20 protein-coding genes and 1 pseudogene are annotated in these 22019 nt (G+C 50.7%); 4 read left to right on the top strand and 17 right to left on the bottom strand.

Annotated elements, in window-relative coordinates:
• Positions 1–145 precede the first annotated feature (145 nt).
• From NST44_RS19725 to NST44_RS19705, 5 genes are all read right to left on the bottom strand, one after another.
• Positions 146–1351 (bottom strand): outer membrane protein assembly factor BamB family protein, encoded by a 1206-nt coding sequence (locus tag NST44_RS19725; RefSeq protein WP_340900456.1) that lies wholly within the window; start codon positions 1349–1351, stop codon positions 146–148.
• A 349-nt stretch (positions 1352–1700) separates the two neighbouring features.
• Complete coding sequence (locus tag NST44_RS19720) at positions 1701–1901, bottom strand: helix-turn-helix transcriptional regulator (RefSeq protein WP_007128225.1); 201 nt, start codon at positions 1899–1901, stop codon at positions 1701–1703.
• Between the two features lie 10 nt (positions 1902–1911).
• Positions 1912–2292, bottom strand: coding sequence for a DUF3796 domain-containing protein (locus NST44_RS19715; protein ID WP_007128226.1), 381 nt, complete (start codon positions 2290–2292; stop codon positions 1912–1914).
• The gene (locus NST44_RS19710) at positions 2285–3508 is read right to left on the bottom strand and encodes a hypothetical protein (protein ID WP_007128227.1); all 1224 of its coding nucleotides are present in this window, start codon (positions 3506–3508) and stop codon (positions 2285–2287) included. The genes NST44_RS19715 and NST44_RS19710 overlap by 8 nt, the downstream gene beginning before the upstream one ends.
• Entirely contained in the window at positions 3505–4254 is a 750-nt protein-coding gene (locus NST44_RS19705) for an ATP-binding cassette domain-containing protein (protein ID WP_034273169.1), read from the bottom strand. The genes NST44_RS19710 and NST44_RS19705 overlap by 4 nt, the downstream gene beginning before the upstream one ends.
• Before the next feature lie 289 nt (positions 4255–4543).
• On the opposite strand from NST44_RS19705, the gene NST44_RS19700 reads away from it, so the two are divergent.
• On the top strand, positions 4544–4975 hold the full coding sequence (locus NST44_RS19700) for an N-acetyltransferase (RefSeq protein WP_007128230.1): 432 nt from the start codon (positions 4544–4546) through the stop codon (positions 4973–4975).
• A gap of 118 nt (positions 4976–5093) precedes the next feature.
• Here NST44_RS19700 and NST44_RS19695 read toward each other — a convergent pair.
• The 5 genes and pseudogenes from NST44_RS19695 to NST44_RS19675 all read right to left on the bottom strand — a co-directional run.
• A pseudogene (locus tag NST44_RS19695) lies at positions 5094–6026 on the bottom strand (NAD(P)-dependent oxidoreductase); the annotation flags it as partial.
• Between the two features lie 121 nt (positions 6027–6147).
• A complete protein-coding gene (locus NST44_RS19690) occupies positions 6148–7011 on the bottom strand; it encodes an NAD(P)-dependent oxidoreductase (RefSeq protein WP_007128232.1) in 864 nt (287 codons plus the stop codon).
• A 274-nt stretch (positions 7012–7285) separates the two neighbouring features.
• Complete coding sequence (locus NST44_RS19685; protein ID WP_040738221.1) at positions 7286–7861, bottom strand: TetR/AcrR family transcriptional regulator; 576 nt, start codon at positions 7859–7861, stop codon at positions 7286–7288.
• Between the two features lie 75 nt (positions 7862–7936).
• Positions 7937–8926 (bottom strand): formylglycine-generating enzyme family protein, encoded by a 990-nt coding sequence (locus tag NST44_RS19680; RefSeq protein WP_007128234.1) that lies wholly within the window; start codon positions 8924–8926, stop codon positions 7937–7939.
• A gap of 90 nt (positions 8927–9016) precedes the next feature.
• Positions 9017–10477 (bottom strand): sulfatase family protein, encoded by a 1461-nt coding sequence (locus NST44_RS19675; protein WP_040738222.1) that lies wholly within the window; start codon positions 10475–10477, stop codon positions 9017–9019.
• Between the two features lie 250 nt (positions 10478–10727).
• Between NST44_RS19675 and NST44_RS19670 the strand changes: the two genes are divergently transcribed.
• Together NST44_RS19670 and NST44_RS19665 are read left to right on the top strand one after the other, a co-directional pair.
• Positions 10728–11510: a helix-turn-helix domain-containing protein gene (locus NST44_RS19670; RefSeq protein WP_007128236.1), complete on the top strand. Its 783-nt coding sequence runs from the start codon at positions 10728–10730 to the stop codon at positions 11508–11510.
• A gap of 46 nt (positions 11511–11556) precedes the next feature.
• On the top strand, positions 11557–11682 hold the full coding sequence (locus NST44_RS19665) for a YjcZ family sporulation protein (protein WP_340900455.1): 126 nt from the start codon (positions 11557–11559) through the stop codon (positions 11680–11682).
• Between the two features lie 158 nt (positions 11683–11840).
• Here NST44_RS19665 and NST44_RS19660 read toward each other — a convergent pair whose 3' ends face one another.
• The 5 genes from NST44_RS19660 to NST44_RS19640 all read right to left on the bottom strand — a co-directional run bounded on the left by NST44_RS19660 (position 11841) and on the right by NST44_RS19640 (position 18034).
• A complete protein-coding gene (locus NST44_RS19660; protein ID WP_007128237.1) occupies positions 11841–12968 on the bottom strand; it encodes a GntR family transcriptional regulator in 1128 nt (375 codons plus the stop codon).
• Positions 12969–13151: 183 nt separating this feature from the next.
• Positions 13152–14735 (bottom strand): extracellular solute-binding protein, encoded by a 1584-nt coding sequence (locus tag NST44_RS19655; protein WP_007128238.1) that lies wholly within the window; start codon positions 14733–14735, stop codon positions 13152–13154.
• Between the two features lie 74 nt (positions 14736–14809).
• A complete protein-coding gene (locus NST44_RS19650) occupies positions 14810–15706 on the bottom strand; it encodes a carbohydrate ABC transporter permease (RefSeq protein WP_007128239.1) in 897 nt (298 codons plus the stop codon).
• A 40-nt stretch (positions 15707–15746) separates the two neighbouring features.
• Entirely contained in the window at positions 15747–16706 is a 960-nt protein-coding gene (locus tag NST44_RS19645) for an ABC transporter permease (RefSeq protein ID WP_007128240.1), read from the bottom strand.
• Positions 16707–16984: 278 nt separating this feature from the next.
• Positions 16985–18034: a 2,3-butanediol dehydrogenase gene (locus tag NST44_RS19640; RefSeq protein ID WP_007128241.1), complete on the bottom strand. Its 1050-nt coding sequence runs from the start codon at positions 18032–18034 to the stop codon at positions 16985–16987.
• Positions 18035–18416: 382 nt separating this feature from the next.
• Between NST44_RS19640 and NST44_RS19635 the strand changes: the two genes are divergently transcribed.
• The gene (locus NST44_RS19635; protein WP_007128242.1) at positions 18417–19445 is read left to right on the top strand and encodes a LacI family DNA-binding transcriptional regulator; all 1029 of its coding nucleotides are present in this window, start codon (positions 18417–18419) and stop codon (positions 19443–19445) included.
• Between the two features lie 515 nt (positions 19446–19960).
• Here the strand turns inward: NST44_RS19635 and NST44_RS19630 are convergent.
• Together NST44_RS19630 and NST44_RS19625 are read right to left on the bottom strand one after the other, a co-directional pair.
• Entirely contained in the window at positions 19961–20581 is a 621-nt protein-coding gene (locus NST44_RS19630) for a flavin reductase family protein (protein ID WP_007128243.1), read from the bottom strand.
• A gap of 117 nt (positions 20582–20698) precedes the next feature.
• Complete coding sequence (locus tag NST44_RS19625) at positions 20699–21979, bottom strand: FG-GAP-like repeat-containing protein (RefSeq protein WP_007128244.1); 1281 nt, start codon at positions 21977–21979, stop codon at positions 20699–20701.
• Positions 21980–22019 lie beyond the last annotated feature (40 nt).

Here is a 22019-nt window from a genome sequence, read left to right as displayed (position 1 = left end):
CATCGAAGAAGATCCATGTCATTACCGCTTTTTTGGATACGAAAAAAACCGCTAAACGCAAGAAACCTTGTGTTTAGCGGCTGCTGCATGAAGAAGCTAACCTGAAATGAGTCTGGCTCGTCAGCTATTGGTGTTGAGGGATATGTTACTGAGCAACAGGTTTCTTCACACCGCTGATCTGCCCGCCATGCTGAACGACAAGCACGTCTTGTCCGATGAGCGTCGGCAATGGTGTGCCTTTGTATTGAGCGGAGGCCAGCGTACGTCCACTGTTCGTATCGAGCATTAGCAGCTTGCCGTTCTCAAGTCTTACATAGGCGATGCCCGAATCGCCGAGGGACCATTCGGTCACTTTCGCTTCATACGAATAAGTTTTTTCCGGCTCGGATTTGGAAGGACTGACTGTTTTGAAGCGGGAGACCACAGCTTTCTTTTGAGTCTCATCATACTTTTCAATGACATAGAAATACTCTCCATCGGATACGACATCCGATGCACTTTGATCTTCCACGAAATCCACCGGTATGTAGGATCGGGTAGCCATAATTTTTCCGTTGGTCAAACTAATTTCATTGATGTTAGCTGCATATCCGGCATCGATGCCCTCGGTTACGTCTCGCGAATAGAACGATTTGTCATTCGAGAAGAGAATGTCCTGATGGTCACCGTCGTTTTGTGTCCATTTTACTTTGCCGTTCTGAGGATCGATTCCCTGTAACCCGCTCGTGGTCAAAGCACCGTCGATAGTCGTGGTTGCAACAAGGATTTTGCCTGTTTGCAGCAGTTTGTACCCATGGGCGCCGCCCTTCAATTTCCACTTCACCTTTCCGTTTGATGCGTTGTAGGCCGTCAGTCCGAACGCATCCCCGACATAGATCACACCATCGGCTGCATGCAAGCTGTGATTCACATAGCTTTCTTTCTTAGCTGGCTGGGATTGGGTTTTAACCTTCCATTGCAGCTTCCCTGTTGCAGCATTGAGCTTGATCAATCGGCCAGTCGCATCCGTAAACCATACCGATTTACCGTCTGTGACGGTCTGCGAGACCGCGGTCGCAGGATACGTCCAGCGGGTTTTGCCTGCCGACGCGTCAAAAGCAATATATTTCTTCCCGACGGAATAGTAAAGGCTGTTCTTAATTAATGTGGTTTGGGGGCTGATCTTGCTCGGATCTCCCAGCGTCTTCGTCCACATCGGTTTCAGATTATAGGAAGACTTGTCCTCAGCTGACGCAGCAGAAGCTACATGTCCCTGCCCCGGCAAAATGGAAGAAATCGGCGATGCGAGAAGAGCCACTGCCATACTTGTTACGACGAGACGAGAAACGGTTTTCTTACGATTCATATTCATTGATGTATTCCTCCTATGATTAGATATACATATACCAGACGCTAGATAAGACAAAAGGTTGCATAATAATCCTATAAAATCCAAAATATCGAAAATTATTTAAAACCTTCCATATTCAGCATTCAACGAAACTAGGAAGTAACTGGATCGGTCTCACAACAGGGATAACGGGCTGGAGAAACCTTAACAAGCTGAGCCGCCCTGTGAGACGAAACGACCATCCGCTTTATGGATACATGTTATTGTATTATGACTAATTAGTTTTTTCAAGAACCATTTGGTTTTTACACAGGCGTACGAAATGACGCATTTGCTGATGCTATGGCCCATCAAATGCATCATCGTATGTTTAGTCGAATATAAACAGCTCCTCAATGGGCGCTCCAACTGCACGGGAAATATCAATCGCCAGCTTTAAGGAGGGATTGTATTTTGCCGCCTCCAGACGGATGATGGTTTCTCGGCGAACCCCTACCTTGCCCGCCAGCTCATCTTGGGTCATTCCCGCTAACTGCCTGTACTTTTTCAAATTGCATTTGAATGGTTCCATGGGCATCCACCTAACAATATTTATCCAGATAATAAAAAGTTATGGAATACGTCAGAAACGTAGCTGCCCAACCCGCTGCGCTCACGATAATCATGAATTCTCTCGTTACGAAGGCGAACATGCTGCCCATTCCAATGATAAACAAACATGCGGCCGGCACCCACATGGTGATGGACCTCGCCTTCTGAGCATTCATGTAATACCGTTCATCCGGCATCTCCTCTGCCAGCTTCCCATTGAAATAGAAACTGAAAAAGCTAAAAAAACTAAAGTAAAACAACATGGCTGGATCATGGGTCTTAAAATACTGCAGTCCGTTAAACCCCAATAAACCGAGCAGCCAACCGTGCTTTCCAATCCGTACGTAACGCTTCCTCTGTCCCTTATACATTCCTGATTCCTCTCCTGCGGTTAAAAATCAACGCCACCTCGATCCCTACCAGCAGAGCGATAAGGTATACGGCTGCATCCATGCTCATCACCGCGGCTGCCAGCAGGCACATCATCAGCGGAACGGCATATTTGCGGGGATGGTGCCATAAGTCACTCTCCACCCGCCATTTGTGCACGGGATATTTCCACTCGAGCCAAACGGCTGCAATGGCGGACTGGGCGGCAAATACGATGCTAATTACATAATACACGATTTCTACGGACCCATGAAATAGAAGCCAGGAGACTAAGAAGATCATGTAGATGAACAGGTTTACGGTCAATATAAACAGACCATACGGAACAACGGTACGTTGAAGCTGGCCTGGCAGCATTTGGATCTTCCGGTGCAGCCCGCGATTGCTCGATAGCAGGATGCCGATCGGCGTGTTAAAGGACAGAACCGCAAATGCGAGCGGCAGGCACGAGTCCAGATGCATCTGCTCGAGCATAAACGCCATGAAACCCGCAAATATACATAACGCCAGCGTATTGTATAAATAGCTTTTATGCGAGATTAGATACCGTACAATGTACCGCAGGAACGAAGAGCTTCGAAGCGGTGCCGCTTGGTTATCCTTCATCCTCGAGACCTTGTAGAATCGGTAAGAATCCGTCCGATGCAGCACGAGCCCTTGGAGGATGGTGCTGATCAGCAGTCCCGTCAACCGATAGGACGGCTCGGGGAGAAGACAGAGGGCTGCTTGGATGAGCAGCAAGAGACTGGCAGTTATCCTTTTACCGCTGTTCATCTGGGCGAATATTACGAAAGCAGTCAGGCCCGCATTCAAAAAGCTAAGCAGAAATGCCGGTATATAAATAGCCGTAAAGGACGAAAATGCCATGTAAAATACGAGAATGTACGAAGTCTTGGTAACCAGGGTGTATAGAGCAACCGCATAAAAATAGGCTGCATTGAACATGCCTGGCGCAAATGGAAGCATGAACGCTCCTTTCAGCTTCCTCCGGTTATCGTCCGATGCCAAGGTCTTCAGTACGATACCAAACGTAAATACGGTTATGGCCGTCATAAATACGAGCAAGGACACCTCATAATGGCGATCCAGGCTGCTCAGCGCCGCAAAGATCGCGGCTAAGGCTATGGCATGCTTCCACAATCGGTCGTAACGCGCCCCGAGGAGCTTTTTGGCGAATCCATGAAATGTCGAGATCACTTGTTCAGTACACCTCTAATGTGCTCGGGATCCATCTCTCCTTGCAGGAAAGTGTGACGGATTGATCCGGCTTCCAAAATGATGATGCTGTCCGAGGTTAAGCACAGGCTCTCAAGTACGTGGGAAGAAAACAAAATCGTCCCATAGCTCCTGTATTCATTCATCAACCGGTACAAAAACTCCGTGCTCTCAAAATCCAGCCCGTTGACCGGCTCATCCAGCAGCAGCAGCTCCGGACGCAGTGCAAATCCCGTGATCAGATAGGCCTTCCTCCGGCTGCCCATCGATAATTGGCCCAAGAACGCGTTCCGGTATTTCTGAAAGTTGAATCCTTCAACAAGTTCATCCAAGGTATCGTGACGAACTTCTCGTCCGTAGGACCGGAACACATGTCTCACATATTCCTCGAACGTGAAATACTCAAACGATTCGTCCTCCGAAAACACGGTATACCGGTTTCGCTTAAACGCAAGGCTGGTCAGCGATGCATCCTCGTTCCTCCACTTCAGCCGCTCAAGCGAATAATGCCGGTGAATGCCGCTCAGAACATGGATCAACGTGCTCTTGCCGGCTCCGTTCAATCCTACCAAACCGATGATTTGATTAGGGCCGATTTCCAAATGAAGGTTCGAAATGACGGCGTCCGTTTCCGTCCGGTACCAGGCGCAAAGTCCGGTCATGCTTAACAAATGCTGCTGCTGCTTCCCGTCATTGATTGCGGAATTTCCAACTTCTCCAGCCTGCATAAACAAATAGAACGCCTCCTGCTAGAAATAATAGAGCCAGCGGATACGATTGTTGGATAATACGTTGAATGCCAATCCCGATCCAGAGCAGGCCCATCCCGATACGAAGAACCATTTTCATCCCGATCATTCCTCTCAGATGTGATTTATTTGTCTCTTTATGTGATAAATATATCACCTTTTATGCAGATGGTCAAATGGCTTCCAGGTTTGACACGGTGCAGGAAAGGTTTTACAATACGGGGCATGTGTCCTAAAATACGATGTTTTATACTGGAGTGAATACGATATGCAGATTCGATTGATGACGGATAACGATATGGACAGCGTTATCGACATTTGGCTGGCTGCCTCGAAAGAGGCCCACCACTTCATTCCCCAGGAATACTGGGAGTCCAAAGAAAAGGACATGCGGTCCGTGTATTTACCAATGGCCGAAACGTATGTGCTGGAAGAAGCAGCCGGAATAGTCGGCTTTATATCGACCGTTCAACATGCCTTGGCTGCTTTGTTCGTTCATCCTCGCGAGCAAGGCAAGGGGTATGGGTTGGCCCTGCTTCAATCCGTCAAGGAACGCGGCCCTAAGCTCGAGCTTAAAGTGTATAAAGAGAATGAGAACGCCTTTCGTTTTTATTCCCGCCACGGCTTTTCTGTTGTTGAAGAAACGGTTGATGAGGATACCGGTCATGCGGAATACGTCATGTCCTGGGAAGAGCGTTAATCGGGTATATTCCCCTTCAAATGCTTCTTCGCTTCATTCGCTGATCTGCGTGAATGGAACCCATCAAATAAACCCACTGATCCTGAGTGATCAGTGGGTTTAAACAATTGGGATTTATTCAGGCCGATGGAGCGGGCTTCTTGAATACTTCGATCAGACTGGTGAAGCTATTCCCCGCTTGACCATTAGCCACACCTCGCTTGAACACCTCTAAGACAGCTGCGGGAAGGGATGCGTCGATGCCGGCATCCTTGCTCGTATGTACAATGTGATCGACACTCGCCACGCCCATGCCGAGCCGGTCTACATCCCCTGGATGCTCGCCAGCATCGATCCGAGGCGTATAGAACTCGATGAACATCGGCAGTGATTTCATCGTCTCAATGGCATAGGGGCGGATCTGCTCAGCCGTGAGGCCATTCGCGCCTGCAAGAGAAAGGGCATGCAAATAACTGAGCATGGAGGTCCAGAACATATCCATCTGAATCTGATAGTACAGCGCTGCAAGCCCCGGATCCTCGCCCCGATAGTCGGCCCCCGTCAGGACCTCAAGCGTCTTTTTATGGGCATCAAAAACCTCTCTTGTACCGCTGTAGTATGTTGAGGATTCCGCTTTGCCGATACCCGATGGCGGGACCTGTACGCCGCCCGTTAGGTGGCGTGCTCCGCGCGCTTCGAGCCACTTCGCCGCCTCTCTGGCTTTTTCCGGAGTGTCTGAGCTCAGGTTGACGAAGACTTTACCGCTCAAGTCCCTTGCAGCCTGTTCTAGGATCGCGTACATCGCGTCATAATCCGTGAGACTGAGGATAATTAAATCATTCGCAGCTATCGCCTCGTCAACACTAGACGCTTTAATGGCACCCTTAGCTGCTAAAGCGTCCGATTTGCCGGCAGTCCGGTTCCACACGGTTACCTCATAGCCCCGATCCAGGAATACGGCTGCCATCGCTTGGCCCATCGGGCCCAGACCGATTATGGTTACAGATGGACGGTTACGTTCCCTTGCTGACGTCGCTTCATGTTTTGATCGTTGATCATTTTGATTCATACAACATAGCCTCCTTAAATATACTAATCAAACAAAACGGTTTTGTTTCCACTTAGGCGAGTGTTCCCCTATTTTTGATCTCAACCCAGAGTGCTTCCATGCAAGTACAAACATTTCATTTCACTTAACGCAGCACTTTGACAAGCGCGCCTAGCTCTTCGTTCCCATAACCTGAATCCACAGCTTTTTGGAAGAGGCCCAGGGCGAATGTTGGAAACTCAGCGTTGATTCCCGCCTCCCGCGCTTGCTCCACGAACATTTTTACGGTTACCAAACAGGTGTTAAGTGAACTTTGCGGCTGATCAAACGTATTGGATTGAATCATATCCCCTTCGTATTTGATCATTTCTCCCATTGCTGGAGAGATCGCAGAGATCATGGACCCGAATTCATCTACGCGCAGGCCATCGGATTCAATGATGCGCGCCGCATGAAAGAATCCCATCATGGAACCGAATAGCGTAGACAGAAATGCCAGATCCGTTGTGGATGCTGCGCTGACCTTTTCTCCCAGGTAGGGAACGTTTCCAGCCAGACTCTTGAGCAGGGCCTCACTTTTCTCGTAAGCCGATTTCGAGCCTGATGTAAAAATTGTCGTGTCCGGTCTTCCAATTTGCGGTGGTGTGGCGGGGATGGCCCCATCCAGATAATCGGCTCCATGCTCCCGTGCCCATGCTGCATTATCTCTAGCCTCTTGGGGAGTCCCCGTGCTTAGCTGCACGAACACTCGGCCGGCGAGGGCTGCCGTAACCTCAGGTGTGTCCAACACGCTGTAAGAGATCTTGTAATTGGCTACACAGACGATCGTTACCGGACTGGAAGCTACAGCAGAAGCTGCATTGGGAGCTAGAATTGCCCCGTCCCTGACGAGAGTTTCTGCTCTTTCAACCGTCCGATTCCATACGGTAACGCGATGACCATTTCGGAGCAGCGCCTGTGCGAGGGCGGTACCCATTGGTCCTAAACCGATCACTGTTACATCACTCATATAAATTCCTCCAATTTTCCATTAGTGAAACGAAACTGTTTTGTTTCGTTTGAGAAAACAATACAACACGGTTCATAATCGTGTCAAGATATTTCTTCCATGTCTATGGGAAAGTCTATGGGAAAGGGAAGATTCCATCCCAATGATGCAAGGCTTGATTGCTTATCCGTGCGATATCCTTTATCCCCTTCAGCCCCGTTCGTTCATGTCCCTGTCAATTTAAGGCGCAAAAAAAACCTAAAGCCGTTAACTCGCTTTAGGTTCGTGGTTAAATCTATTCGTTCGTTTGACCAAGATATAATTCAATCAAATGTGTAGATAACGCCTTAAGCTGTGCCGCAGGTCCCGAGAATCCATAAACCGAAACGGAGGACAACGCGCCGTTAATGACAAGCATCAGTTGATCTGTCAATGTATCGTCATTCACACCGGCCAACTGTGTCAAACGGGATAAACGCTGACGTATGGCACGATTGTACTCTACGGCGAGTAAATGGACAGGGTGATCTTCTTCGGAAAATTCAGCAAGAGCATTTAGAAAATGACAGCCTCGATGATAACCCGGCTCGAGCATCTCGATCGTCGCATCGATCAAAGCCAGTAACTGCTCTTTAGGTTTTCCCTCTTTTTCGGCGATCACTTCGTCAAAGTGCTCCCAATTGATATGATCCTGTTCTTGGAGGTATGCCATAACTAAATCGTCCTTGGTCGGGAAATGACGATAAAGCGTGGCTTTGCTCACACCGGCTCGTTCAACAATGGTATCGATCCCAACGGAACGAATGCCTTCGCGGTAGAACGACTCTGATGCCACGTTAAGAATATGCTGGCGTGCTGAAGCGCGTACCATTTCCTTCACCTTGCCTTCTTTGTGCATACTAAACAAAACATTTCTGTTTCGATTCGAATTGTAGCATGTTTTCTATCATCGAGGCAAGGAATCTCTTACAACTCGGAAACCGCAATTGCCCGTCGAGCTGTCGGGCGTATTCCCGCTGCGGGCTGCCACGCGGTACCGGTTGCAATAGGATCTGTGACACAGGTACGAGCCCCCGCGCATAGACCTTCTGCCGGTTGGCTCTGCGTAGAACGGGTTACTGGCGGATGTTTGTTGATGATAGGACGGGCTGAACCAATCGCCGCACCATTCCCACACATTGCCGGACACGTTATACAATCCGTAACCATTCGGTTTGTAGGCATCAACGGGCGCCGTCCCGATATACCCGTCGCTGGCGTTGTTTTTGATCGGAAATTTGCCCTGCCAAATATTGCACTCGTGTTCTCCATCCTGCTTCAGCAGATCGCCCCATGGATAGGTCCTGTCCTCTAACCCCCCGCGCGCGGCATATTCCCATTCCGCTTCCGTCGGGAGCCGCACGCCGGCCCACTCGCAATACGCCATGGCGTCATTCCACGAGACATGTACCACCGGATGGTCCATCCGGCCTTCGAGAGTCGAGGCTGCTCCCTCGGGTGCAGCCCAGTAAGCGCCTTCCACCACCAGCCACCAAGGCGCTTCTTGCGGAACCTGCGTCACTTTAGCTTTGGTCTCATCTGAGGCCAGCAGTTCAAATACGAACGACCATCCGAATTTCTCAGCTTCCGTTACATAACCGGTGTCCTCTACAAAGCGTTGATATTCCCTATTCGTTACGGCATACGGCGAAATTTCGAATCCGGAAACCGTAACGCTCCGCGCCGGCCCTTCACCGTCACTTGGGAAGCCTTCTTTCGAATTCGTGCCCATCATAAACGTCCCCTCAGGGATTGCTATCATGTCCGTATGAACATCCGCTTGAGACGGTTTATGGTCAAGGCTTTCACGCACCATGACAGGTTGTTCATTCCGATCGGCTTCCGCAAGCTGAACGTTCGCTCTGGATCCCGTACAGCAAGAATGATGTTCTCCCACGCTCGATTCCTCCTAATCCTTGATACAGAGAACAGGACAACCATATTAGAGCGGTTATCCTGCATCCATTCACTGCAACATCGTTTTCTATTATACAAACTCCCGAGGATGACGTCGCATCAGCTCCGGTACCGCTTCTCCCCGGCCTGTATTCTTTAAGCGCTCAATATATCGCGGCAGATGACCTTTGGCATGGTAAGGTCCCCCCTCTTTCATGACCGTCCACAACGGATCCACGTCAAACGGCATCGTGGACATCATCTGATCATGCCACTCATTCAGCAGATAGACCGCTTCCCTGCAAAGCTCCGGTCTTTGAGACGCTTGGTTATGCTGTTCATGGACATCTTCGGAAATATGGAACAGCATCTCTTTGTCGAACAGATGAAAGCCGTCATGATAGGTCCGAATGTAGAGCCATTCTCCGAAACGAACGCTTCGTTGACAAACATGGGCGCATTGCGATACGACCAGATACTCTCTGCCGCTCCCTTGCCCTGTCCGCAGGCTATCGGCGTAACTGATGCCGTCCCAGCTTGCAGCCGGAGCGACGTTCAGATAGTCCGCCATCGTAGGCAGTAGATCCAGATGATAATGAAGCGCGGGGTCCGTAATTCCCTTCTTGATCCCAGGTCCCCGGATAATCATCGGAATGCGGCACGTTCCCTGATCCGCCGTACCATGTTCTCCATAAATCCCAAGCTCCCCCATGTTCTCGCCATGATCCGCAGTAATGATAATGACCAGATCATCCATGACTCCCTTATTCTCCAGCAATTCGAAGATCGCACCGATATGCTCGTCCATATGGCGAATGCCGCAATCGTAGCCGTCCACCATCATCCGCAAATCCTCCATCGACTTGATCTCCCCTGGATGTCGCGGATATTTGGGGGATACTTCACTATTATACATGTTAATTTCGTTTGCTCCATGCGGGCCAACCTTCTTCCGATGCTCCTGAAGCACCTCTTCCGTAATCCAAGCAGGCAGAGGATCATGCTCGAAGGGATTTCCCAGCGACTGGGGAGCACGATACGGTGTATGCGGATCCCAAAAATTCACGTATAGCATCCATTGGTCCTCATCCGCATGGCGCTCCAGCCAATCCAGAACGACTGGCGATACCTCTTCGGCAGACTCCATGCCGCTCTTACCGGTATTGTAGATTTCATTGAAGCCCGCATAAAAGGTCCATGCCGAATGGCGTTCTCCGAACGGACTGATCAAGGCCGTCTTCATGCCGGCCCGGCGGAATATTGCGGGAAAGCTCTCCGTTACGAGCTTGTCGTGAAAGTCGCGGGCAATGCCTTCATGCCGCACGTCGGCAGCCGTGCCCCCATGACCGACGACGCCGTTATGTATGCCGAACTTGCCGGTCATTAATGCCGTTCTTGAAGGAAAACATGGCGCGTCCGAGGTATAGTAATTGTCAAAACGTACGCCTTCCGCAGCAATCCGGTCAATATTGGGCGATGTATTGCGATGATAACCGTAGCAGCCGAGATGATCCGGTCTGGTTGAATCCAAATCCAGCAGCAATACTCTCATATCCACATCGTTCCCTTCCTCTTCGTTATCCACTTCCGACTTGTTGAAGCTACAAATAAAATGGTCAATGTGTCGTTGCTTGAAATTATAGGCCGCGATGCATGCGGAGTCGATGTACATTTCGCTGGTTTGGTGTACGATTCCATTCCAATTTTCATACAAGAAGATCATAGAAGCGAACGAAATTCTACTCAAAGCAAGTATAAATATGCTAGGCTATAGGTATAAAATCACTGCGAGGTGCTCGAATGTGTTCCAATTGATGAGCGTGAATTTTGATGATTACATCCCAAATTGGCGGACACAGCTGGAGACGATTGCATACAACGTCCTTGTTGTAGTAAGAGCAGGCAAGGTAAGATACGAGATCAACGGAGAAGAAGTGATTGCGGAAAAAGAAGACGTGCTCTTTATCCCTCAGTCTACCAGAAGAAGCGGCGGCAATTGGAACGATACCCCGCATCAGAAGCATACGATTCTATTTACGCTGGATCGCCAAGAGCCAACTGGAATTCCATTTCTGGACGCAGGGCAATTCATGAAATTCAACCTTACGCATATTCAATATGCCTATCGCCGCTGCGAGCGATTATACGAGGAAATGCGGGGCGGCAAAAGCTACCGCACGATGATCTGTCAAGGCATCATGCAGGAGCTGATCGGGATGCTGGCCCGTGAGCTCGAAAAGACTGAGCTTGCGCCCAGCAAACGAAACTACGCGGATACCATCAAATCCTATCTGCTGGAGCATTATCGCGAATCGATAGAAATCGATGCATTGGCGAGATTAATCCATCGCTCTCCGAGCTATGCCGCAGCCCTTTTCAAAGAGGTGCACGGTCAATCTCCGATTCGATATATGCACCAGCTGCGGGTGCAGGAAGCCTGCAGCCTGCTGATTCACTCGGACATGAGCATCACACATATCGCAGACTATCTGGGTTATTACGACACTTCCTATTTTTATCGGATGTTTAAAAAACACACCGGTTTCTCGCCCTCAGACTATGTACAACAACACAACTTGCTTTAAACCCAATCAAACATATCAACCTAAACATAGTATTAAGTATTCGGAGATGAGTGGAGGTTTCCTTGTGGGTGAAGTAAACGGATATGGCGGAGGCTACTCCATAGGAGCAATCCTGGTTCTCTTTATTCTTCTGGTTATCATTGCTAGCTCCTTTGGTTTTGGCATTGTTTAATAGGGAAACCTAAACTCACAGCATAGGCTCGGCAAGCACCAAGAACCCGCCGATCATTATCGCGCGGGTTCTTGGCATATACAAAGTTTAAGATGTGGAAATATTGCCTGACTAATACATAGGATCGCACGTGCTGAAAGAGATTTCCTTCATCCTCTCTAATCGGGGAGCCCGCTTCGCGGCGCAACAGCCGTTGTTCCTCGCTCAACCAGCTTGACCGGCACCAGGATTTTGCCCGAGGCTTGCTTGCCCATTTCCAGCCAGTTCACGATAATCTCGGCGGCCTGGCGTCCGATTTCATAAAAGTTTTGTTCAACCGTCGTCAGTGGTATGATGACATGCTCTGTGACCGGATTGTTGTCGAACCCAATAATCGAAATATCCTCCGGAATACGGATTCCTCTGTCCAGACACAGATTCAGCAGGTTGGCGGCGATAAGATCATTCTCGGTCTGAACGGCCGTGATGCCCTCCGCACGGTAGGAATCAAGCAGCTCGTTATAGAATCGCTCCGCGCCGACTTGTTCCCGGTATCCCTTCATATTCAGCCAAATATATCGGCTGTCAAGAGGAATCCCGTGATCCTTAAGCGCCTGGCAATAGCCGAAATACCTGTCCCGGACCGAGGAAGTAGATTCAATGCTTACAGCCGTCAGGAATGCGATTTTGCGGTGGCCGAGCTCGATGAGTCGGGATACCGCCTGGTACGAGCCGCTGTAGTTGTCTGATACGACCGCTCCGAGCGGAAGGCTGTCGAAATATTTATCAATGGTAATGATCGGATAGTCCTCCAGCGTAAGCCGGTGAAGGATATCATAATTCGTCTGATCGTTCCTGGGATACAGGATGATTGCCGCTATTCCTTTTCGCGTCAGCATTTCCAGCAGATCCCGCTCTTTCTGGGAGTCGTAATCGCTTTGATGAATGCTCAAGTAGTAGCCATTCGCATTCAGCCAGTCCGATGCGCCGCGAATGTACCCCATCGTGCCCCGGTCATCCTCCGAGGGCAGGATCAGGGAGATCATTTTTCCGGTGCCTTCCTCTCTTCCATCTTGCCCGCGGCTCCTGGGTTTGACGAAGCTCCCGCTTCCTTTAATCCGGTAGATCAAGCCTTCCCGCTCGAGCTCTTCGAGCGCTCTTCTTGTCGTAATGCGGCTCACGCCAAAGGCCGAGCTCAGCTCGGCCTCCGTGGGCAGCTGGGATTCGGGAGGGTAGCGGCCCGAAACAATTTGTGATTTCAGCTCGTCCATCATAACGCTGTACAGCGGTTTATTGTCTTTGGTCAACTTCGCTCTCATCCCATCTTTAACGTACTTGCACGTATCTCGCTTGTTACGCTAAATTATAGCGTTTCTAACATCGGCATGTAAACTCGCTGCACGGAAATCGCCCGCTGCCGTACGCCCATACCGGGCAAGCGATCGTTTACACAGCAGTCTCGGCAATCGCTCGTGAACAATGCCATAGGATCATTTGACGTTCAAATATCGTTCGTATTGCGCACGCTTGATTTCCAGGTACTCCTTGGCCCCCATCTTGTCGAGCGTCTTGACGTATCCGTCCCAATCGGTATCTAAGCTGGCCTTCCCCGTCACGAACTTGACCCTCATTTCCTGGATATATTTATTGATATCGGTCAAGATTGCGCTCGTCGTGTTCGCTTCCTCATCTGTCGGCACGAAATCCGGCCACAGCTCCTTCGGGGCGAATTCATCCAGCTCAGCCGGGTCCGCCTTAATCTCGTCGGCTACCGTTGTCCCTCTTGCAGCCATCCGCAGCTCATCGTCCGGCTCCACATAAGGGTAATACGCACCGTACACATTGTCGACGTATTGGAACGCCCCGAGCTGCACGCCTCCCTTATAATTCAAGATGTCTTCCTTGTACCTCGGCTTGCCGTCTACAAGATCGTATGTTTCGCCCTCTAACCCGAAGGTGCCGAAGTTGATGCCCTCCTCGCCGTAGAAGTAATCGATCCATTTGATCGTTTCGACCGGATGCTTGTTTTTGTTCGTTATGATGAATCCGAATATGCCTTTGGCAGGCGGTCCGAGCGTGCCGGCAACCTTGTCCCCGTTCGGTCCTTCCAGCGCGTTAATGCCAACGTACTGCTCGGCAGCCTCCTTGCCGATATATCCAGGGCCTTCCCATACGAAGGAGCCGATCTTTCCGCTCGCGCCGTCCGCCGACCATTTGGCGTAGTCGTAGCCGGTCGTGAAATTTTGCTGCGCAAGCGAGCCGTCTTTATACAAATCGCTCATATACCGCAGAAGCTCCCGGTACTTCGGATCGTTGAACGTCGTTTTCACCTGTCCATCGGCGTCCTTGTACAAATATTGGCCGAACGCCTTGGCGCCGCCTTCTCCCATGCCGAAGCTGCCTGCGAGGAAGCTTTCCAGGAAGGTCCAATACTGCGTCTCAAGGACCCAGCCCAGGCGGGTATCATCCTTCTCTCTTACCTTCTTCAGCGCCTCGCGGAGCTCTGCGGTCGTCTTCGGAACGTCTTCATCCAGCCAGGATTTATTGATATATAACCGGACGGAATTAAATGCCTTCGAGAAGTCGACATAGGGCAGCGCGTAGATGTGTCCGTCGGACATCGTGATCGCTCCCTTGATGTCCGGATTCTCGTTCAGCAGCTTTCGCAAATTAGGTGCATGCTCCTCGATCAATTCCTCAAGGGGTATGAACAATCCCTGTTTGCCGTATTTCATCAGCTCGTCCGTTCCGAAGGCGATGCGATAAAATGCATCGGGAAGATCGTTGGAGCCGAGCATGACGTTTTTCCGCTCCGTTACGGCTGCGCCGGCAAGTTCCTCGAACTCGACCTTAATGCCGGAGATCTCCTCGTATTTTTGCCACATCCACAGCTGATCGGCCGGAGGATGAACATCCGTATAACCGCGCTTCACGATATGCAGTGTAATGCTTCCCGGATCCCCTTCGGTATCGGAAGGCTCCGGAGAAGCCTCGCTCCCGGACCCGCCGCAGGCGGACAGGAGCAAAGAGAATGTCAGGGTCAAGGCAAGCAGAAATTGAAGTCTTTTTCTCATATCAACAATCCCCTCTTTCCATCTTTATGAGGTCCAAGCCAAGAAATCGGGCTGTTCCTGCTTGAATCCCCGTGTTATCCCTTGATCGCTCCCACCATGATGCCTTTCTCGAAAAAACGCGACAGCAGCGGATACAACAGAAGCAGCGGCAGCGCGGACAGGACGACAATCGCATACTTCAGCCCTTCCTTCACCATCATCTGGTCCGCATACTCAGCCCCGACCGATATGCCGGCCATCTCCTTGAAATCGTTCTGCACGAGAATTTCCCGCAAAATAAGCTGCAGCGGAAACTTCTCCCGATCCGTTAAGTAGATCATCGCATCGAAGTAAGAGTTCCAATGGCCGACGCCGTAGAACAGAAGCATGACGGCAATGATGGGCATGGACAGCGGGAGCACGATTTTGTACAGCATCTGAAAATCGCCGCAGCCGTCCACATAGGCGCTTTCTTCAAGCTCGATCGGAATCCGCGTCTGGAAATAGGTGCGCATGATGATCATGTTGTAGGCGCTGATCGCCCCCGGCAGCACAAGCGCCCATACCGTGTTCAGCAGCCCAAGCTGCTTATTGACCAAATACAGAGGAATCAGACCACCGCCAAAAAACATCGTAAACGCAAACAGCATCGTAAACAGACCTTTACCGTAGAACCGTTTGCGGGACAGCGGATAGGCGGCGAGCACCGTCATGATCAGGTTGATGGCAGTTCCCAGGAAGGCATACAGGATGGTGTTCAGGTACCCGCGCCATATTTCGCCGTTCTCAAACACCTTGGCATACGAATCGAGATTGAAGCCGGCCGGATATAACAGCAGCGGCTTGTCCCAGATTTGACGCGGATCGGAGAATGAAGCAAACAGCACGAACACGAGCGGATACAGAATGATGACGGTGACCAAGACGGCGAGCACCAGAATGACGATATCCGCGATTTTCTCGCCAGGCGTTCGTTTGATGTTCAGCAGCACGACATAGGTTCCCTCCTTAACATACAGTCGGCATTCTTCCCTACCATAAGCTGGTTTCCCCGGCCTTGCGGGCTGCCGCATTGACGATAATCAGGATCATGAAGTTTATGACGTTGTTGAACAGGCCGACTGCCGCGGAGAAGCTGTACTGGGTGTTAATCAGCCCGCTTTTGTACATATAAGTCGAAATAACCTCAGAGGTTTCCAGGTTCATCGGGTTTTGCATCAGCAGGACTTTCTCGAAGCCGACGCTCATAATGCTTCCGGCGCTCAAAATCGATAAGATGACAATGGTCGGCAGGATTCCGGGAATCGTAATATGCCAGATGCGGCGGAACTTGCTGGCACCGTCCATGTAAGCCGCCTCGTATAAATCCGGGGATATGCCGGATATCGCAGCGCTGTAGATGAGTGACGACCAGCCGATTCCCTGCCACACGCCGGACCAAACATACAAATGCCAAAAGTTAGATGGTTCGGCTAAAAAATCGACGGGTTCTTTCCCGAGAGAAACCAGAATGGAATTGAAAACGCCGTTCGTCGGCGAGATGAAAAAGAACAGGATACCGACTGCGACCACGACGGAGATGAAGTGAGGAGCGTAGGAGATGGTCTGGGCGAATGAGCGGAATTTGCGGCTCCGCAGTTCATTGAAGAGCAGCGCCAAGAGAACAGGTGCCGGGATGCCGACGAGCAGTCCATACAGGCTGATGCCGATCGTATTTTTCAGAATTGTCCAAAAGTAATACGCATCAAACAGCCGCTCGAAGTGCTCCAAGCCGACCCATGGGCTGTTCCAAATGCCTAGTCCGGGCATAAAATCCTTAAACGCGATTTGAACGCCGTACATCGGCCAGTAGTGCCAGATCAAGAAGTAAAGTACCGCCGGAGAAATAATGAGATACAGTCCGACATTTCGCTTCAGCTGCTTTTTGACATGCTTCCATTTGCTCGGCCTCTGTACGGGCTGTGCGGATGCCGAGGATAGGCGAGCGTCCATTTGTGGCCATGACCTCCTTCTTGAAAAAGGTAAACGCGGCGGAGATTTTTGTCAGCGTAAGAAACACAGATGTTCATCTCCTGAATTCAGCAATTCATCATCCCCTTCCTGTATTTGTTATGATATGTTGTTATGTAATTTCATAGTTGTTATAACACATTCTAGGTTCGATTCCCTGGATCGTCAAGATCTAATCATTTAAAAGATTGGGAGAAATGAAAAAAAGACCGCGTTGTTAAGCGGTCTTTCTGTTATCGTATTACCTCGCGAGCCTTGAATTAATGGGCATTGACGAGAATCTTTACCTGGTTCTTTTCCTTGAGCAGCGCCTCAAATCCATGCTCCACCACTTCATTTAGCTTAATCTTCTGCGTAACGAGCTTCTCTGCCGGGAAGAAGCCTTTCTCCATCAGGCTGATCACGGCCGGGAACACGTCACGATAGCCGATAATGCCGGTGATGCTCCGTTCTTTCATAACAATATCGTTCGGAATGATCGGCGCAGAGGTTTCGAAAATGCTGACGATCATAATCTGCCCGCCGATCTTCGTGGAATGGATTGCCTGAGTGAGAACGGGAGGAACGCCGGTCACTTCGAAAGCGACCTCGACACCCCCGCCGGTGCGCTGCTTCAGCTCCTCGACGACATCGCAGGCTTTCGGATCAATCACGATCGCCCCTAACTCCGTCGCCTTCTGTTTCCGTTCCTCGGACAGCTCTACGGCGTAGATATCCGAAGCGCCTGCAGCCTTCAGCGCCTCGATGACAAGCAGTCCGATCGGCCCGGCACCAAACACGACGGCGCGATCGCCGGCTTTCAGCTGGCTCTGGCGTACTGCGTACAAGGCAACGGCCGACGGCTCAACCAATGCCCCCTGCTCATACGAAACACTGTCGGGAATTTTGTGCACCATATGCTCATCCGCTGCGACGAACTCGGAGAATCCGCCTCCGCCGCCGGCCAGGCCCAGGAAGCCCATTTTTTCGCACAAATTGTATTTACCTTGACGGCATGCCTCGCAAGTCCCGCAGGAAAAAACAGGTTCTACGACGACGCGGTCGCCGGCTTTAAAGCGAGTTACTCCCTCCCCGACTTCAACCACTTGGCCCGAAAATTCATGGCCCATAACGACCGGTGCCTGTTCTCCGGTAAGCGCATGCGGGGTTGATTCAGGTATAAAAATCGGTCCGGCTACGTATTCGTGGAGGTCGCTTCCGCAAATACCGCACCATTCCACCTTGATTTTCACTTTACCTTTCGTTGCTTGAGGCTCCTCAATGTTCTCGAGCCGCAGATCCTTCACACCATGCCAGCGCAGTGCTTGCATCGTCTTCATCTCCTTATGAGTTCGAAAATAAAAGAATGAAATAGGAAACGTTTCCGAAATCAAATATGTCATAGTTTCGCTATTCTGTCAAATCTTCTTCCTTGAATTGTGAAAGGTGATATAGCATGTCAAGGCTCTTTGTCTGTAGCATGCCATAAATCGCAGTTTCCCGGTATTCCAATGGATCTCAATTACCGCCGACAATCGCCGTGAAGTTATATTGTCATCTTCAAAACACCTTCTTATCCCCCAACTCCCCATCCTCCCCCGTCTTTAGGAAATAAGGAAGCATGCATGCTATAATAGAGGTGATTGCCTCAATCATCCAATATTTTCGTACTCATACAGGAAACGTTTCCGATAGAGAAAGGGTTAAAGGATTATGACGAATTCAAAAAAAGTAACCATTGAGGATGTTGCCAAAAAAGCAGGCGTCGGTATTGCCACCGTCTCCAGAGCCATCAACAACAGCAAAGGAATCAGTCCGAAAACAAAGGCCATGATCATGCAGGTAATCGAAGAAATCGGCTTCAGTCCGGATACGTCAGCTCAAAGCTTAAAGGTCCGTCAGACGTATCAAATCGCCTTGGCCGTCCCGGACATCCGGAACGCCATCATCCCGGAAATCGCCTGGTCGGTCGAACAGACTGCCAAACAGCACGGGTATCGGGTTGTTCAGATTAATACGGCCGGCAACGCCCGGAACGAGCTCGAAATCGTGCGGGATATCAAGAAGCTGCACGTGGACGGGCTGATCATCATGCCGCTCGCTTACCCTAAAACGCTCGGAGATCTGATTAGCAAATCCAGCCTTCCGGTATCCATCATCAATTATGGCAAGCAGCTCGGCGATGAGTACAAGGCCGATATCGTCGGCCTCGCAAGGCAGGAAGGCAGACTTGTCATGGAGCATCTCATCAAGATCGGGAGAACGCGGATCGCTTATGCCGGCGCGCCAAAGGATAAAATCGAAGAACGTTACTGGGCATATGAGCAGTCGTTGAATAAGGTCGACCCCTCCCTCGTTTATTTCGGAGAAGATTTCTCTTTCGAGACAGGCGTCCGCGCGGCGGATTACTTCTACGGGCTTAAACATATGCCGGACGCGATCTATGCCGTCAACGACATGGTCGCCATCGGCATTGTTAACCGATTTAAAGAATTGAAGATCAAGGTTCCGGAAGACGTCGCTGTCGTGGGCATCGACAACAACGCGTGGACCACGGTTACTACGCCGCAGATCAGCTCTGTTTCCATTATGGGTGACGAGGTGGCGCGGCTTGCCACGGAGCTGCTCTTGAAGCGTTTGCGGGAACGGAAAAGCGGCGGCTACGAACGCGTTCAGTTCGAACCCCGACTGATCGTGCGGGAGTCTAGCGTATCCATCACCCGAACCACCGCCGAGGAATAAAGATATGACGAACTTGCGTGTGAACAATAAGAAAGACCGTGCAGCAGCTGCTGCACGGTCTGTTCTATGATTGCTTGAGTAAGGTTCGAGAAATGATCTCTGTTCCCTTTCCAAGCGATTTGGCGAGACCAAATGTGCTTTTTCTCACTATGCTGTGTCAGAGAAGCTTGCTAATAAGTAGCCGTAGATCATCGATGAGTGTGTCTGGATTTGACATGGCAATCATATGACTCTCACTGCTCCGATCTCGGGGATTTTCATCCGTATTCTTCGGCCATCCGTCATATTCTGTAAACCTCTCAATAAGGTAACCCAGCCTGCGCATTATCTCGGTCCAGACGCGGGCGACGCGTTTGCTGCTCCACGGAGCCTCATCTGCCGGCTCTGGATAAGCGGAACAGGCGAACCCGGGAAGTGAGGGTGCCACGATGTGTAACGCAATCCTTGGAGCTTCCCTTTTTGCTCAACTCTTTTTGTACGGGTTCCTTGATTCTTCGATGATCGTGATCTTTCATTTATACGGACCGAGGTCCGAATACCGGCGCTAACTTCGATGCAGAAAGCTGCTCGCTTAGCCCGAAATATTCGCAAAAATTCATGATCATCGGATTCCATTTCGAAGGATCGATATAGTTGGACTCTCCATCCATAAGAAGCCCTTCTTCGATATGCACTTTTTCAATGTAAACTTCCATGGCAACAAGCGAACTTGGTTCTTCAAAAGGGTGGACCTTCACAAGCCTGGCTTCCAGGTGGATGGGACATTCCTTGACGCGCGGTGCGTGAACGAGTTCGGACGGAAGTGGAGTTAGCCCGGCGATCCCAAACTTATCCGCCTCATGCTGATATCCCCTCTCGGCTTTAGATTCCGGCACAGGATTGCGACCGGTCAATAGCGTCAATTGATCGATTGCGGGAATCAAGTCAACCGACGGAAGATTCAGCACGCACTCGCGCTCACGGATCAGATTTTGAACGGTCTGGGATTTGCTGCTCATCCCAAGCATGCATGATTGATTGAGCCACCAGGCGGAAGACATTGGAGCCAGGTTGGGCGTGCCGTCTTCGTTGACCGTGCTGATCAATACGACCGAAGTGCCGAAGTATAGGATTTTGGGCTGGATTACTTTATGCATGACAGACACCCTCTCTCCACTATGATTTTTAAGTAATGTATCACGAGACCATTTATGGAAGATAGGGTTTTGGAATAAGACCGCAAGATCTCGAAATTGGACCGGGGATTCGCCACATCAACTAGAGAACAGCGGAACTTCCCCGCCCGGATACAAGGTCGAGCTGGACAGCCGTTTCGTCTGCGGCAAAGGAATACCCGAAGCAGGCTCGCTTAAATCTGCACTTTTGCTCGAATAGATAGACGCTGTTTCATCGCTGTAAATAATGACTTGCTCCATACCGCTTCCCCATAAGTCGGCATGGACGGCATATCCCTCGTCAGGAAACTCCGCGATTGCATTCATGTGACCGTCATACAAGGTGGGAAGGACCCCTCCACCGCGCCGATAAGCCAATATATAGTCCAGGGCTCCTTCCGCCCATCCGCGCAAAGGCTCGATAATCGTTAGCCAGCCTGGTGTTTTGCGGTCTTCTTTCCAAACCTCCCGGCCGCTGCCGTCGAGCAGGAATAAGGCGTCCTTGCCGACCAAACCCTTCCCGTCGTCCTCTCTCACAAGCCGGTCCAGCCCCGCAATTTGCAATCCAGGCAGGTCGCTTCGGAAGCGACCGAGCGCGATGTGCTGCGACTCGATGGAGCCTTCGTATCGCCATAGCTCCCTCCCGTTTCGGTCATACATGACCGTGACGCTGCCTCCGATCACGATCTCCGGGTCTCCGTCGCCGTTCACGTCGCCGATCCAAATGCAATCGGCATGGTCATCCAAATCGCGGCAGCTCCATAACGGCGTGCCGTCATGGTCCAACAAGGTATAACCGGCCATCACTTCATCATACCCGTCCCCGTCCAAATCGTAGACCCAAGGGAAGTGGCCCGGATTGCCCTCATGCGTCCATAGGATGTTGAAATGATGGTCCATTGCCCACATGCGGCGATAACGATCCTTTAGGATGATATCCCGCGTATGCGGGCTTCCCGTCAAATTCGCAACGATAATGCAGTCATGCGCCTCCGGATCCGGCAGCTCATGCGATGATCTGACGCTTCCGTCGTACCCGTTAATGACCAAGAGACGGTTCTCCATAACGCATAACACCTCTAAATGACCGTCTCCGTCGATATCGACAATTTGAGCGGGATAATCCGAGCCTTGACTGCCGGCGCCAGGATCCGGTTTGCCTGTTTGCCACAGCAGATTCCCCTCCAAATCGTACGCAGTGAGGCACTGCACCTGATGGGGAATGTAACGCACGTCCTGGCGGTTGTCGGGTTGAACGAGCAGCATCTCCATCCGGCCGTCTCCGTTTAAGTCGCCAAGCAGCATTTTACACCGCGGACCTGCTGCCCGAATATCCAGCCTCCCGATGAGCAAAGGATCAATTGCCTTCCCTTGGTTCATCCGATATCCCTCCTTTTGATGAATGATCATGAAAAATCCT

Source organism: Paenibacillus sp. FSL W8-0919, from assembly GCF_038003785.1.
Classification (GTDB): Bacteria; Bacillota; Bacilli; order Paenibacillales; family Paenibacillaceae; genus Paenibacillus_AQ; species Paenibacillus_AQ lactis.
Note: the sequence above shows the minus strand (reverse complement) of the source record. Positions and strands in the feature narration are given on the sequence as shown.